Genomic DNA, 12,618 nt, shown 5'->3' with positions numbered 1-12,618 from the left:
GCCCGTGGCCGCGCCCGTCATCATCGCGCCGTCATCATCGCGCCGTCATCATCGCGCCGTCGTCGTCGCGCCGTCGACGGGTGCCTGCCGCGAAGGCCCGCCGCCGGCGCCGTAACCTGGCCATCATGAGCGAGTGTCCGCACGCAGCAGCGCTGCCCCGCCCGGAGCCCGAGGCTCTGTCGGCGACCTGTCCGGAGTGCCTGACCGCGGGCACACAACCCGTCCATCTGCGACTCTGCCTGGTCTGCGGCCAGGTCGGCTGCTGCGACTCGTCGCCGCTCCGGCACGCCACCGCGCACTTCGCCGAAACGGGCCATCCGGTGATGCGGAGTCTTGAGCCGGGGGAGAACTGGCGGTGGTGTTTCGTGGACGGTTCGCTCGTCTGAAACACGGGGATTGATCGTCGTAGGCGTGGGTACGTCAACCCTCCATCGCTTCCGCTCAATTGGGACCGGCAGACCTCTAGCCACTGTGTGTACTCATATGCCTACCATGAGTGACAGTGACCATCGGGGTCTCTGCGACAGGGCACCATGGATCGCGATAGCGTCGCCGGGCAAGTACCGGCTACGCACAGACTGCGTACCGACGGCCCCGGGCCTTTCCCCCGTGGCCCCGAAAGAGCTTGTGTCACCTTGGAGGTGAGGGTGTCCCAGATCGCTGGCGAGCCCGGGACCCAGGACTTCGTGGAAGTCCGGCTGCCCGCTGCGGGTGCCTATCTGTCCGTGCTGCGTACGGCCACGGCCGGTCTCGCAGCGCGCTTGGACTTCACCCTCGACGAAATCGAGGACCTTCGGATCGCCGTGGACGAGGCGTGCGCGATCCTGCTTCAGCAGGCGGTTCCCGGTTCCGTCCTCAGCTGTGTCTTCCGGCTCATCGACGACTCGCTGGAGGTCACGGTCTCCGCCCCGACGACCGACGGCCGGGCGCCCGAGCGCGACACCTTCGCCTGGACGGTGCTCTCCGCGCTGGCCGGCAAGGTGTACTCGTCGGTCGCCGACGACCGTACGGTCTCGATCAGCCTGTACAAGCAGCGCGGCGCGGGACCCGGGCCGGCGTGAGGGACGGGGACGGTCCGGTGTGGAACGAGGACGGTCCGGTGCGGAACGAGCCGCCCGCGGTGCATGACATCCCGGAGCAGCATGCCCGGCCGCACCCGGTGGACGGACTCGACGGCCGGACAGCGGCGGAGCAGGCGCAGGCTGGGGGTACGCCCCCCGGCACTGCCGGTGGTACCCCCGCCCAGGCGGAGCCCTGGGGGAAGGCGGCCCACATGAGCGAGCACGTGCAGGAACAGAAGCAGCACGACCCACACGACCGCAGCGGGGCGCGCGCGATGTTCATCGAGCTGCGCGCGCTGCCGGACGGGTCGGCGGAGAAGGCGGAGCTGCGCAATCAGCTGGTACGGATGCATCTGCCGCTGGTCGAGCATCTGGCGAGACGGTTCCGCAACCGCGGGGAGCCGCTCGACGATCTGACGCAGGTCGCGACGATCGGTCTGATCAAGTCGGTGGACCGGTTCGATCCGGACCGCGGGGTCGAGTTCTCGACGTACGCGACTCCGACGGTCGTGGGCGAGATCAAGCGCCACTTCCGTGACAAGGGCTGGGCGGTACGGGTGCCGCGCAGGCTCCAGGAGCTGCGGCTCGCGCTGACGACGGCGACGGCGGAGCTGTCCCAGCAGCACGGGCGCTCCCCCACGGTCCATGAGCTGGCCGAGCGGCTCGGCATCTCGGAGGAGGAGGTCCTGGAGGGCCTGGAGTCCGCGAACGCGTACTCCACTCTCTCCCTGGACGTCCCCGACACCGACGACGAGTCCCCCGCGGTCGCGGACACGCTGGGCGCGGAGGACGAGGCGCTGGAAGGGGTCGAGTACCGCGAGTCCCTCAAGCCTCTGCTGGAGGACCTGCCGCCCCGGGAGAAGCGCATCCTCCTGCTGAGGTTCTTCGGCAACATGACCCAGTCGCAGATCGCGCAGGAGGTCGGCATCTCGCAGATGCACGTCTCCCGTCTGCTGGCGCGGACCCTCGCCCAGCTGCGCGAGAAGCTGCTCGTCGAGGAGTAGGAGCGGGCCGGGCCTCGCATGCCCTACCGGGCCGGGGCCTTCCGCTGGGATCGGACCGGGTGAGGGCGCGGGGTCCGGTGCCGGGGGTCCTCCCCCTGGCACCACCGGGAGGCCACGGCGTCGTCGTCGCCGACGCCGGGACCCTCACCCGTGCCCGGAAGGCTACGGGGAGAGGCGCGGCACCAGGGCGCGCGACCCCGTCAGGGTCCGGGCAGCCCGGCGGGAACCGGGCGGGAGGACCTACACGTCGCGAGGGCCGGCGCCGCGGATGCCGAGGGCCTCGGTGGTCGTCGGGTTCACCAGGAGCACCAGGCCCGTCACGGCGACCACCGCCACGACGATCCCGAGCGGGATCATCGCGCCGGACGAGCGCAGCAGGGTCCAGGCCGGGATCAGGGCGATCAGATGGGTGATGAGGGCGGGACCCCGGCTCCAGCTGCGGCGGCGGAGCAGACCGCGCGCGGCGGCCAGGGGCAGCACACCGAGGGCGATGAGGGTGACTCCGCCCATCTCCGCCTGCGACGGACTGTCCGGCCTGCCCAGCAGGCCCATCACCAGCATGTACACGCCGTAGGCGACCAGTGCCAGGCCCTCCAGGCCGGACACCGCCGCCGCGGCGGCCAGGCGGGCAGGGCGGGGGGTCTGGTCAGTACTCACCCCAGCAGGGTAGCCGCCGGGACCCCCCGGGGGCGGCGCCGGTCCCGGGGCCCGGGAGCCGGCCCGTGCGGCGGCGGGGAGCGGCGGCACACGGGCGGCCGGGGCCTGCGGAGTCCGCAGGGGACCGCTCGTGGAGCCGGTCGGGGGTGCCTCTCTGTCTTTCGTCAAGCGAGGCGCGGGGTTCTGGCTTCGTAGAAGGTGCCGTCGCGGAGCATCGCGAACAGCACGCTGATGCGCTGTCGGGCCAGTCGGAGGAGGGCCTGTGTGTGGGTCTTCCCCCGGGCCCGGCATGTGTCGTAGTAGGTGCGGCAGGCACGGGTGCGGCAACGGATGCACCGGCCGCGACCGGCACCGTGGATCGAACCCGGACCCGGACCCGAACCCGAACCGGGACAGGGACGGGGACGAGGACGGGGACAGGGAGCAGGAGCCGGGGACGGAGGTCTCTGTCGGTGGCCCGCACGGGGGCGGCACGGACGGCCGGAGCCCGGACCCGCGGCGGCGGGCACGGCGTCCGCGCGGAAGGCGCCGCAGGGGTTGCGGGGAGCCGTGGAGGAGCCGGCTGGGCTTGGGCGTGCCCGGAGCCGCGGAGGGGCCGGAGCCCGGACCCCACGGCCCGCCGGCGCGCGCGGCCACGGCCCCGGCGGGCGGTCCGGAGCCGTGCACCCTGGGGGTGGGGCGGGTGCCGGGTCCTGGGTACGCTGCACCCCATGCGCGCACTCCTCGTGGTCAACCCGGCAGCAACCACCACCAGTGCTCGCACCCGCGATGTACTCATCCACGCGCTCGCCAGCGAGATGAAGCTGGAGGCCGTGACCACGGAGTACCGCGGCCACGGCCGGGACCTCGCGCGGCGGGCCGCGGAGAGCGAGGACATAGATCTGGTCGTCGCCCTCGGAGGTGACGGAACCGTCAACGAGGTCGTCAACGGACTGCTCCACCACGGACCCGACCCCGACCGGCTGCCCCGTCTCGCGGTCGTCCCCGGCGGCTCCACCAATGTCTTCGCGCGCGCGCTCGGACTGCCGAATGACGCCGTGGAGGCGACCGGCGCGATTCTGGACGCGCTGAGTCAGCAGAGCGAACGCACGGTCGGACTGGGATTCGCCGCCGGCACCGGGGGAACGGCGGACGAAGGAGTTCCGGGGCGCTGGTTCACTTTCTGCGCGGGATACGGCTTCGACGCGAGTGTGATCGGCCGGGTCGAACAGCAGCGGGAACTCGGAAAGCGTTCGACGCATCCTCTTTATGTACGCCAGGTGGTCCGCCAGTTCATGGACTATCCCCACCGCCGGCGCGGCACGATCACCCTGGAGCGCCCCGGTGCCGACCCGATCGGTGATCTCGTGGTGTCGATAGTGGCGAACACCTCGCCCTGGACCTACCTGGGCAATCGCCCGATCTACGTCTCGCCGAAGGCGTCCTTCGACACCGGTCTCGACGTGCTCGGACTCTCCCGGCTGTCGACGTCCGCGGTCACCCGCTACGCCACCCAGCTGCTCCGGTCGAGTCCGGAACGCGGGCCTCACGGCAAGCACGCGGTCACGCTCCATGACATGACGGACTTCACCTTGAATTCAAAGGTCCCGCTCCCCTTTCAGATGGATGGTGACCACCTCGGACTGCGCACGAGCGTGACGTTCACAGGCGTACACCGTGCACTGCGTGTGATTGTGTGAGTAGAAGGGTCGAAAGACCTTTATCTCGAACGTACGGACTGGCATCCACCCCATGGAAGTACGGCTGTGACCTAGTCGACACCGAGGAATCAAAAAAAAGTTTCCGGAAGGGGTTGTATCCGTCGCCGAGGTTTGCGAGTCTCTTCATGGCGATCGGGACGGCCCGCAGAACACGGCCCCACAGACCGCCGGAACCCCTCCTCGAACCCAGGACCACGCCAGCGTGCTTGGCTGTCGGCCCTTCCCTTGTGGGGGGATTCGTGAAAGCGTTCACATTCACAAGCAACCGCACGTAATACCAAGGAGAGGTAGCAGCCATGGACTGGCGTCACAACGCCGTTTGCCGCGAGGAAGACCCCGAGCTCTTCTTCCCCATCGGCAACACCGGTCCTGCGCTGCTGCAGATCGAGGAAGCCAAGGCCGTCTGCCGTCGCTGCCCCGTCATGGAGCAGTGCCTGCAGTGGGCGCTTGAGTCCGGCCAGGACTCCGGCGTCTGGGGTGGCCTCAGCGAGGACGAGCGCCGCGCGATGAAGCGCCGCGCCGCTCGCAACCGGGCGCGTAACGCCAGCGCCTGATCGCCACCGCGACGAGCCCGGGGCATCCGGCGGCGCGTACAGCGAGTACGCACTCACCGCCACGAGCCGCAGCCGCGCAGCAGTAGACCCAACAGCATTCGAGCCCCGGAACGTCACGGAGACGTCCCGGGGCTCGCTGCTGTGCCCGGCCACCCGCCGGCCCGTGGGCCGGTGGCCGGCTACTTCTCGGCGCGCACCGGGATGTCGAGGACGACACGGGTGCCGCGGCCCGGCGCGGGAGCGGGGACCATGTCGAAGGTCCCGCCCAACTCCCCCTCCACCAGCGTCCGTACGATCTGGAGGCCCAGATTGCCCGTGCGCTGGGCGTCGAAGCCCTCGGGCAGGCCCCTGCCGTCGTCCTGGACGGTGATCAGCAGCCGGCTCTGCTTGCGCTGGTCGCCGCGGACGGCCGAGACCTCGACCGCGCCGCGTTCACCGGCCGGGAAGGCGTGCTCCAGGGCGTTCTGGAGGACCTCGGTCAGCACCATCGCGAGGGGGGTGGCGACCTCGGCGTCGAGGATGCCGAAGCGGCCGGTGCGGCGGCAGCCGACCTTGCCGGGTGAGATCTCCGCCACCATCGCGATGACCCGGTCGGCGATCTCGTCGAACTCCACCCGCTCGTCGAGGTTCTGCGAGAGCGTCTCGTGCACGATCGCGATGGAACCCACCCGCCGCACGGCCTCGTTGAGCGCCTCCCGGCCGCGTGCGGAGTCCATCCGGCGCGACTGGAGCCGCAGCAGCGCGGCGACCGTCTGGAGGTTGTTCTTCACCCGGTGGTGGATCTCCCGAATGGTGGCGTCCTTGGTGATCAATTCGCGCTCGCGGCGGCGGAGTTCCGTCACGTCCCGCAGGAGTACGAGGGAGCCGATCCGGGCACCCTTGGGCTTGAGCGGGATGGCGCGCAGCTGGATGACCCCGCCGTTGCCCTCGACCTCGGCCTCCCGGGGCGCGTAGCCGCTGGCCAGCTTGACCATGGCCTCGTCCACGGGGCCGCGTGAGGGGGCGAGTTCCGCGGTGACCTGGCCGAGGTGGTGCCCGACGAGATCGGACGCGAGCCCGAGGCGGTGGTACGCGGAGAGGGCGTTGGGGCTCGCGTACTGCACGATCCCCTCCGCGTCGAGCCGGATCAGCCCGTCGCCGACACGCGGGGAGGCGTCCATGTCGACCTGCTGCCCCGGGAAGGGGAAGGCACCGGCGGCGATCATCTGCGCGAGGTCGGACGCGGACTGGAGATAGGTCAGCTCCAGCCGGGAAGGGGTCCGTACGGTCAGCAGATTGGTGTTACGGGCGATGACGCCGAGGACCCGGCCCTCGCGGCGCACGGGGATCGATTCGACGCGTACGGGCACCTCCTCGCGCCACTCCGGGTCGCCCTCACGCACGATCCGCCCCTCGTCGAGCGCGGCGTCGAGCAGCGGGCGGCGGCCCCGGGGCACCAGATGGCCGACCATGTCGTCCTGGTAGGACGTCGGGCCGGTGTTGGGCCGCATCTGGGCGACGGAGACATAGCGGGTGCCGTCGCGCGTGGGGACCCACAGGACCAGATCGGCGAAGGAGAGATCGGAGAGCAGCTGCCACTCCGAGACCAGCAGATGGAGCCACTCAAGATCGGAGTCGCTGAGGGCGGTGTGCTGGTGGACGAGGTCGTTCATGGAGGGCACATCTGCGAGCGTACCCGCGAGGAGGGCGGTGAGGTCTGGTGCGGTTGGGGCTCGTGGTGAAAAATGAGAGTTCAAACTGAGGTCCGCAGATGCATGGACATCGGTGAATGGTCTAGTCCACAATAATGACGAGTCAAGAGCTTCCACCCTCCCCGCACAGGTGGGTGGAACGAGGAACCGGCGCTCTCTGCCCTGACTGCGCCGCGTCCTCCCCCACGGCCGCGCGGGCCCGCACACCTGCCGGCCGGAGCACTCCGGGCTGCGGTGCCGGACGGGTTGAGGGTCCCGTCAGGCGCCGCGGCCCGCGGGTATTTCTGCCCCGGGTGCCCCGCGATGCGCCCACCGGGCCGGTCCGCGCCCCCTGCCCCCTGCCCCTGCCCCGTGACCGGTCACCACCGCCCCCTCCGTCCTCAAACGCCGGACGGGCTGGAATTGGCCCCGCCCACCGAGCCGGTACGGCGCCCCAGGCCCCATGCCCCGTGGCCGGTCACCACCACGCCCTCCGTCCTCAAACGCCGGACGGGCTGGAATTGGCCCCGCCCACCGAGCCGGTACGGCGCCCCAGGCCCCATGCCCCGTGGCCGGTCACCACCACGCCCTCCGTCCTCAAACGCCGGACGGGCTGGAATTGATCCCGCCCACCGAGCCGGTCCGCGCCCCATGCCCCGTGGCCGGTCACCACCGCCCCCTCCGTCCTCAAACGCCGGACGGGCTGGAATTGGCCCGGGCTCATACGCCGGGGTGGGGTGGCTCCCCCCATGCGGCGGGCAGGGGTGGCCGGGGCTCGAACGCCGGGCAGGGTGGCGCGGCTCCTCTCATCCGGCGGACGGGGGTGGCTCCTTGCATACGCCGGACGGACTGGGGTGGCTCCTTGCGCGCGGTGGACGGGCTGGTGTTGGGCTGGGGGCGCGGGCAGCCATATTGAGCCCCGCCGGCGATTGAGGCGCGGGGGGACGGGGGCAGAGCCCCCGCAAGGGCCCGCGCCCTGCGGAGGCAGTCACGCCAAGGGCCCCGCACCTTGCGAAAACGGCACGCCAAGGCGCCCGCGCCCCGGGCAACCAGGCACACCAAGAGGCCCCGCACCCTGCAGACCGCACGCCAAGAGGGCCCGCGCGTCCCGGGGGAAACCGCACGCCAAGGGCCCCGCACCCTACGGGAAACAGGCACGCCAAGGCGCCTACGCCCCCGGGAAACGGCACACCGCAGGGTCAGCGCGTCTCCGTGACCTTCGCCAGCGCCCGCGGCGCATCCGGATCCTGGCCGCGCGCGATCGTGACCTCGTACGCGAGCAACTGGAGCGGCAGGATCTCCAGGATCGGCTGAAGCTCCTCGGGCACCCCCTCCGTCGGCAGGACGAAGCCCGCGGACGCCCCCGCCACCTGCGCCGCCGGCCCGATGACGACCAGATCCGCCCCGCGCCCCCGCAGCCGGTCCAGGACGGGCTGAAGCGCCTCACCGCCCTTGCCGTCGGTGACGACCGCGATGACGGGCGAGATGTTGTCGACCATGGCCAGGGGCCCGTGCAGCAGATCCGCCCCGGAGTAGGACAGCGCGGGAATGTAGCTCGTCTCCATGAGCTTGAGCGCCGCTTCCTTCGCCGTGGGATACCCGTATCCCCGCGAGGTGATCACCATGCGCTCGGCGAACCGGTAGCGGGACGCCAGCTGCCGTACCTCGTTCTGGCGGCCGAGGACCTGCGCCGCCAGATCGGGCAGGACCTTCGCCGCGGAACCGTCCTCGCCCCGCAGGCCCTCGACGAGGAGGTAGAGCGCCAGCAGCGACGCGGTGTACGTCTTGGTCGCGGGCAGCGCCTTCTCCGGCCCGGCGAGGACGTCGATGTGGAACTCGGAGACGGCCGCCAGCGGTGAGTCGGGGTTGTTGGTCACCGCGAGGGTGATCGCGCCGGCCTCCCGCGCCGCCTGGGTGGACGCCACCAGGTCCGGCGAGCCGCCCGACTGGCTGACCGTCACCACGAGGACGTCCCGCAGATCGGGCCGCGCCCCGTACGCCGTGGTCGTGGACATGGAGGTGAGCCCGCACGGCAGCCCCAGCCGGATCTCCAGCAGGTACTTCGCGTACAGGGCGGCGTTGTCGGAGGTGCCCCGCGCGGTGAGCAGGACGAAGCGCGGGCCGCGGGCCGCGATCGCCGACGCCACGGAACGGATGCGCGGCGCACCCTGCTCCAGGATGCGCCGCAGTACCGCGGGCTGTTCTGCCATTTCACCGGACATGATCCGGCCCGGACGCTCGCTCTGTTCGGCCGAATGCGTGGCGGACATGCTGGATGCCTCCAAATGGCGTTCCGTGTGCCGGGGCGGCGCGCGGCGGCCCTGGGGCCCGCGGGGGCGCGCCCCGGCACAGCACTGTCCGCGTCGGTCAGGCCCCGGCGTCCTTGCCGGTGATGACCTCCGCGGCGGCCCGTCCGCAGACGCGGGCGGCGCCATGGGTCGCGATGTGCAGCGCGCCCTTCGGCTCGGCCCGGTTGACACCCATCTCGACGACGACCGTGTCCGGCCGGGCCGCGATCAGCGCGTCCAGGGCGGCCGCCATCCAGGGGTGGCGGTGGACATCGCGTACTACTGCGACGATCCTACGGTCTGCCGCCTTGCCCAGCACGTTCCCCACCAGCGCCGCCGTCTCCCCCGGTTCGCCGGTGCCGGAGTCGGTGTACGTGCCGGTGGTGGTGCCGGGCAGCATCTCGGCGAGGGCGGGCGCGACACCCCAGGGCGTCTCGTCGCCGACGGCGATATTGGCGACGGGCGCGAACGCGGCGACGTACGGCGCGTCGGCGACGGGCTCGAAGGGCTGCTCGCCCCGGGTCACCCGGATCGCGCGCCGCGCGGCGACCAGCCCGATGTCGGCGAGGTCGGCCCAGTCGAGATCGACCCGGAGGTTGTCGCGGCCCGTGCCGGTGGTGTGTCCGGCGCCGGGCGCGGTCCCCTCCTGCGTTTCCGCACCCGGCTCCGCGAGCGCCCTCCGGGCGGTCCGCGTCCAGTCGGCGAGGGTCCGTACCCGCGCCGCCGCGTCCGCGAGCCGCTCCTCGGGCAGATCGCCGTCGCGCACCGCCTGGACCAGCGCGTCGCGCAGCCGCAGCACGGTGTCCTCGTCGCACAGCCCGCCGCCGACGCAGATCGCGTCGGCGCCCGCGGCGATCGCGAGGACGGAGCCGCACTCGATGCCGTACACGGAGGAGATGGCCTGCATCTCCATGCCGTCGGTGACGATGAGTCCGCCGAAGCCCAGTTCCTCCCGGAGCAGTCCGGTGAGGATCTGCGGGCTGAGGGTCGCGGGGCGTTCGGAGTCGAGCGCCGGGAGCAGGATGTGCGCGCTCATCACGGCCTTGCTGCCGGCCGCGATGGCCTCGCGGAAGGGCAGCAGCTCACGGGCGTGCAGGGTGTCGAGGTCCGCGTCGATGCGGGGCATCGCGTGGTGGGAGTCGACGTTGGTGTCGCCGTGGCCGGGGAAGTGCTTGATGCAGGCGGCGACGCCGGAGGACTGGAGCCCCTCGACGTACGCGACCGTGTGCCGGGCGGCGAGCGCGGCGTCGGCGCCGAAGGACCGTACGCCGATCACCGGGTTGTCCGGGTTGGAGTTGACGTCCGCGGACGGCGCCCAGTTGAAGTCGACTCCGCACGCGGCGAGCCTGCGGCCGAGTTCGCGGGCGACATCGTGGGTGAGGTCCGTGTCGTCGACGATCCCGAGCGCGTAGTTGCCGGGGAACGAGGACCCGTCGCGGACTTCGAGCCGGGTGACGTCCCCGCTCTCCTCGTCGATGGCGACGAGGATGTCGTCGCGCTCGGCCCGCAGCTGCGCGGTGAGCGCGGTCAGCTGCCCGGGGGCGGCGATGTTGCGGCCGAAGAGTCCGACGCCGGACAGTCCTTCGCCGATCAGCCGGAGCAGCCACTCGGGCGCCGTGGTGCCGGGGAAGCCCGGCTGGAGGACGGCGAGCGCGTCCCGGCTGAGCTGGTCGGTGGCGCGGAGGCCACTGGTCAGAGAAGTCACTGCGATTACCCCTTCACCGCGCCGTCCGTGAGACCGCTGACCGCCCTGCGCTGCAGGAAGACGAAGAGGATCAGGATCGGGATGGCGAAGAGAGTGGACGCGGCCATCGTGGCGCCCCAGTCGTTGCCGAACGTCGTCTGGAAGCCGGAGAGCCAGAGCGGAAGAGTCTGGTATTCCACCTGCTTGTTCAGCACCAGCACCATCGGGAACTCGTTCCAGGCGGTGATGAAGCCGAACATCGAGGTGGCCATGAGTCCCGGCGCGAGGAGCGGCAGGATCACCTTGACGAACGCCTGCCTGCGGGTGCACCCGTCGACCATGGCCGATTCCTCCAGTTCCTTCGGCACCCCGGCGACGAAGCCGCGCAGGGTCAGAAGGGTGAAGGGGAGGATCATGACCATGTAGAAGAGGGTCAGCGGCACCAGGCTGTTGAGCATGTCGGCGTCACGCACGATGAAGTAGATCGCGATGACCATGACTTCCCAGGGCGCCATCTGGGCGACCATGAAGCCGATGATGAAGCCTCGCCGGCCCTTGAACCGCATACGGGCGAGGGCGAAGGACGCCGCCAGCGCGATGATCAGTGAGAAGACCACCGCGAGGATGGTGACGGTGAAGGAATTGCGGACGAAGGTCCAGAAGTTGTCGGCCGAGACCGCCGTCTCGAAGTGCTGGAGCGTCGGGTTTGTGGGGAACCAGACGGGGGTGTCCGCGACGATGTCCGTGGTCCGCTTGAAGGCGGTCGCGAACATCCAGTACACCGGGAAGACAAAGGCGACGGAGAGCAGGATGGCGATCGCGTTGGGCCAGATGCGGCCGAACAGGGAACGATTCATCACTCGTCCTCCTCTTGCTTGAGAACGATCCGGAGGTAGTACGCGGTCAGGACGAGCATGACCAGGATGGTGAGCATGGCGATGGCGGAGCCCATGCCGTAGTGCTGGTTGCCGATGCCCTCGATGTAGGCGTACACCGGCAGGATCTCCGTGAGGCGGTCGGGCCCGCCGCCGTTGATGGTGAAGACCTGGACGAACGCCTTGAAGACCCAGATGATCTCCAGGAACGTCGTCGCGTAGAGGAACGGCCGCAGGAACGGCAGGGTGACCGAGGTGAAGCTCCGCCATCCTCCGGCGCCGTCGAGCGCGGCGGCCTCGTACAGCTCCTTGGGGATCGTGGTGGTCGCCGCGTACAGGTTGAGCGCGACGAACGGGATCGACTGCCAGACGATCAGGACGAGGACCACGAAGAACGTGGAGTACTGGGTGCCCATCCAGTTGTAGTCGGACATCGAGTCGAAGCCGATTTTGGCCAGGACCCAGTTCACGACGCCGAACCGCTGGGCGAACAGCCACTGGTAGACCGTGGTGGCGGCGACGACCGGCATGGCCCAGGCGAGGACGAGCGCGACCAGCAGGGTGACGCGCATCTTCTTGCCGAGCCGGGCGAGGAGCAGACCGACCAGGGTGCCGATGATCATGATCGCCACGACATTGGCCGCGGTGAACAGGATGGAGCGTCCGGTGACCCGCCAGAATTCGGAACCGCTGAGGACGTCCTTGTAGTTGTCGATCCCGTTCCACTCGGTGAGATGCTGGATCAGCTGTCTCATATTGAGGTTCTGGAACGACAGTATCCCGTTGTTGATCAGTGGCCAGCCCAGGAAGATCAGGGTGGCGGCAACAGCGGGAAGCAAGAGCAGATAGGGCGCGAGGGCGCCCGGCTTACGGGACGCTGAGTGCTTGCCCTTGCCCTTCGTGGGGGGGAGGTGTACCTCCGTCGGGCCGGCAGGCGGCCGTTCGGTCTGCACGGTCATGCTCGCCATCTCTTCCTAGGCGCTGGGGAAACGCAGTCGGGGGGGGGGGGGGGGGGGGGGGGGGGGGGGGGGGGGGCGCGCGGCCCCGGCGCGCGGGGCGGGGGGGGGGCCGGCCGCGGGCGGGGGGGTGTGTTTTTTTTTGTTTTTTTTTTTGTTGTGTTTATAT

Annotated in this window: 11 protein-coding genes and 1 pseudogene; 5 read left to right on the top strand and 7 right to left on the bottom strand. The window is 70.5% G+C overall.

The features are described from left to right. Nucleotides 1-125: 125 nt before the first annotated feature. The 3 genes from ACFYT4_RS29535 to ACFYT4_RS29525 all read left to right on the top strand — a co-directional run bounded on the left by ACFYT4_RS29535 (nucleotide 126) and on the right by ACFYT4_RS29525 (nucleotide 2,065). Complete coding sequence (locus tag ACFYT4_RS29535; protein WP_389275600.1) at nucleotides 126-386, top strand: UBP-type zinc finger domain-containing protein; 261 nt, start codon at nucleotides 126-128, stop codon at nucleotides 384-386. A 261-nt stretch (nucleotides 387-647) separates the two neighbouring features. After that, on the top strand, nucleotides 648-1,061 hold the full coding sequence (locus tag ACFYT4_RS29530; protein WP_323371270.1) for an anti-sigma regulatory factor: 414 nt from the start codon (nucleotides 648-650) through the stop codon (nucleotides 1,059-1,061). Beyond that, nucleotides 1,058-2,065: an RNA polymerase sigma factor SigF gene (locus ACFYT4_RS29525; protein ID WP_389275597.1), complete on the top strand. Its 1,008-nt coding sequence runs from the start codon at nucleotides 1,058-1,060 to the stop codon at nucleotides 2,063-2,065. The genes ACFYT4_RS29530 and ACFYT4_RS29525 overlap by 4 nt, the downstream gene beginning before the upstream one ends. A 240-nt stretch (nucleotides 2,066-2,305) precedes the next feature. On the opposite strand, the gene ACFYT4_RS29520 is transcribed toward ACFYT4_RS29525, so the two are convergent. Next, entirely contained in the window at nucleotides 2,306-2,722 is a 417-nt protein-coding gene (locus ACFYT4_RS29520; protein WP_389275594.1) for a hypothetical protein, read from the bottom strand. A 164-nt stretch (nucleotides 2,723-2,886) separates the two neighbouring features. After that, nucleotides 2,887-3,036, bottom strand: a pseudogene (locus ACFYT4_RS29515) (IS110 family transposase); the annotation flags it as partial. Nucleotides 3,037-3,432: 396 nt separating this feature from the next. On the opposite strand from ACFYT4_RS29515, the gene ACFYT4_RS29510 reads away from it, so the two are divergent. Then, nucleotides 3,433-4,401, top strand: a complete 969-nt coding sequence (locus ACFYT4_RS29510; RefSeq protein ID WP_389275591.1) for a diacylglycerol/lipid kinase family protein — start codon at nucleotides 3,433-3,435, stop codon at nucleotides 4,399-4,401. Between the two features lie 317 nt (nucleotides 4,402-4,718). Continuing rightward, the gene (locus ACFYT4_RS29505) at nucleotides 4,719-4,976 is read left to right on the top strand and encodes a WhiB family transcriptional regulator (protein WP_003953983.1); all 258 of its coding nucleotides are present in this window, start codon (nucleotides 4,719-4,721) and stop codon (nucleotides 4,974-4,976) included. A 179-nt stretch (nucleotides 4,977-5,155) separates the two neighbouring features. On the opposite strand, the gene ACFYT4_RS29500 is transcribed toward ACFYT4_RS29505, so the two are convergent. The 5 genes from ACFYT4_RS29500 to ACFYT4_RS29480 form a co-directional block, all read right to left on the bottom strand. Next, nucleotides 5,156-6,628 carry a histidine kinase N-terminal domain-containing protein gene (locus tag ACFYT4_RS29500; protein ID WP_389275727.1) on the bottom strand — a complete coding sequence of 491 codons (1,473 nt, stop codon included), beginning with the start codon at nucleotides 6,626-6,628 and terminating at the stop codon, nucleotides 5,156-5,158. A gap of 1,217 nt (nucleotides 6,629-7,845) precedes the next feature. After that, the gene (locus ACFYT4_RS29495; protein ID WP_389275589.1) at nucleotides 7,846-8,916 is read right to left on the bottom strand and encodes an SIS domain-containing protein; all 1,071 of its coding nucleotides are present in this window, start codon (nucleotides 8,914-8,916) and stop codon (nucleotides 7,846-7,848) included. Between the two features lie 97 nt (nucleotides 8,917-9,013). Continuing rightward, nucleotides 9,014-10,639 (bottom strand): glycoside hydrolase family 3 protein, encoded by a 1,626-nt coding sequence (locus ACFYT4_RS29490; protein ID WP_389275586.1) that lies wholly within the window; start codon nucleotides 10,637-10,639, stop codon nucleotides 9,014-9,016. A 5-nt stretch (nucleotides 10,640-10,644) separates the two neighbouring features. Continuing rightward, a complete protein-coding gene (locus tag ACFYT4_RS29485; RefSeq protein WP_389275584.1) occupies nucleotides 10,645-11,475 on the bottom strand; it encodes a carbohydrate ABC transporter permease in 831 nt (276 codons plus the stop codon). Further along, on the bottom strand, nucleotides 11,475-12,452 hold the full coding sequence (locus tag ACFYT4_RS29480; protein ID WP_389275581.1) for a carbohydrate ABC transporter permease: 978 nt from the start codon (nucleotides 12,450-12,452) through the stop codon (nucleotides 11,475-11,477). Before ACFYT4_RS29480 ends, ACFYT4_RS29485 begins: the two co-directional genes overlap by 1 nt. Nucleotides 12,453-12,618 lie beyond the last annotated feature (166 nt).

Source organism: Streptomyces sp. NPDC004609, from assembly GCF_042873655.1.
Classification (GTDB): domain Bacteria; phylum Actinomycetota; class Actinomycetes; order Streptomycetales; family Streptomycetaceae; genus Streptomyces.
The sequence above is the reverse complement of the archived record's forward strand: the minus strand, read 5'-3'. Positions and strand labels throughout refer to the sequence as shown.

Excerpts from the sequence above, each read along its gene's own strand:
- ACFYT4_RS29535 (WP_389275600.1), top strand. The coding sequence starts at position 126 with ATGAGCGAGTGTCCGCACGCAGCAGCGCTGCCCCGCCCGGAGCCCGAG.
- ACFYT4_RS29510 (WP_389275591.1), top strand. The coding sequence starts at position 3,433 with ATGCGCGCACTCCTCGTGGTCAACCCGGCAGCAACCACCACCAGTGCT.
- ACFYT4_RS29505 (WP_003953983.1), top strand. The coding sequence starts at position 4,719 with ATGGACTGGCGTCACAACGCCGTTTGCCGCGAGGAAGACCCCGAGCTC.
- ACFYT4_RS29500 (WP_389275727.1), bottom strand. The coding sequence starts at position 6,628 with ATGAACGACCTCGTCCACCAGCACACCGCCCTCAGCGACTCCGATCTT.
- ACFYT4_RS29495 (WP_389275589.1), bottom strand. The coding sequence starts at position 8,916 with ATGTCCGCCACGCATTCGGCCGAACAGAGCGAGCGTCCGGGCCGGATC.
- ACFYT4_RS29485 (WP_389275584.1), bottom strand. The coding sequence starts at position 11,475 with ATGAATCGTTCCCTGTTCGGCCGCATCTGGCCCAACGCGATCGCCATC.
- ACFYT4_RS29480 (WP_389275581.1), bottom strand. The coding sequence starts at position 12,452 with ATGACCGTGCAGACCGAACGGCCGCCTGCCGGCCCGACGGAGGTACAC.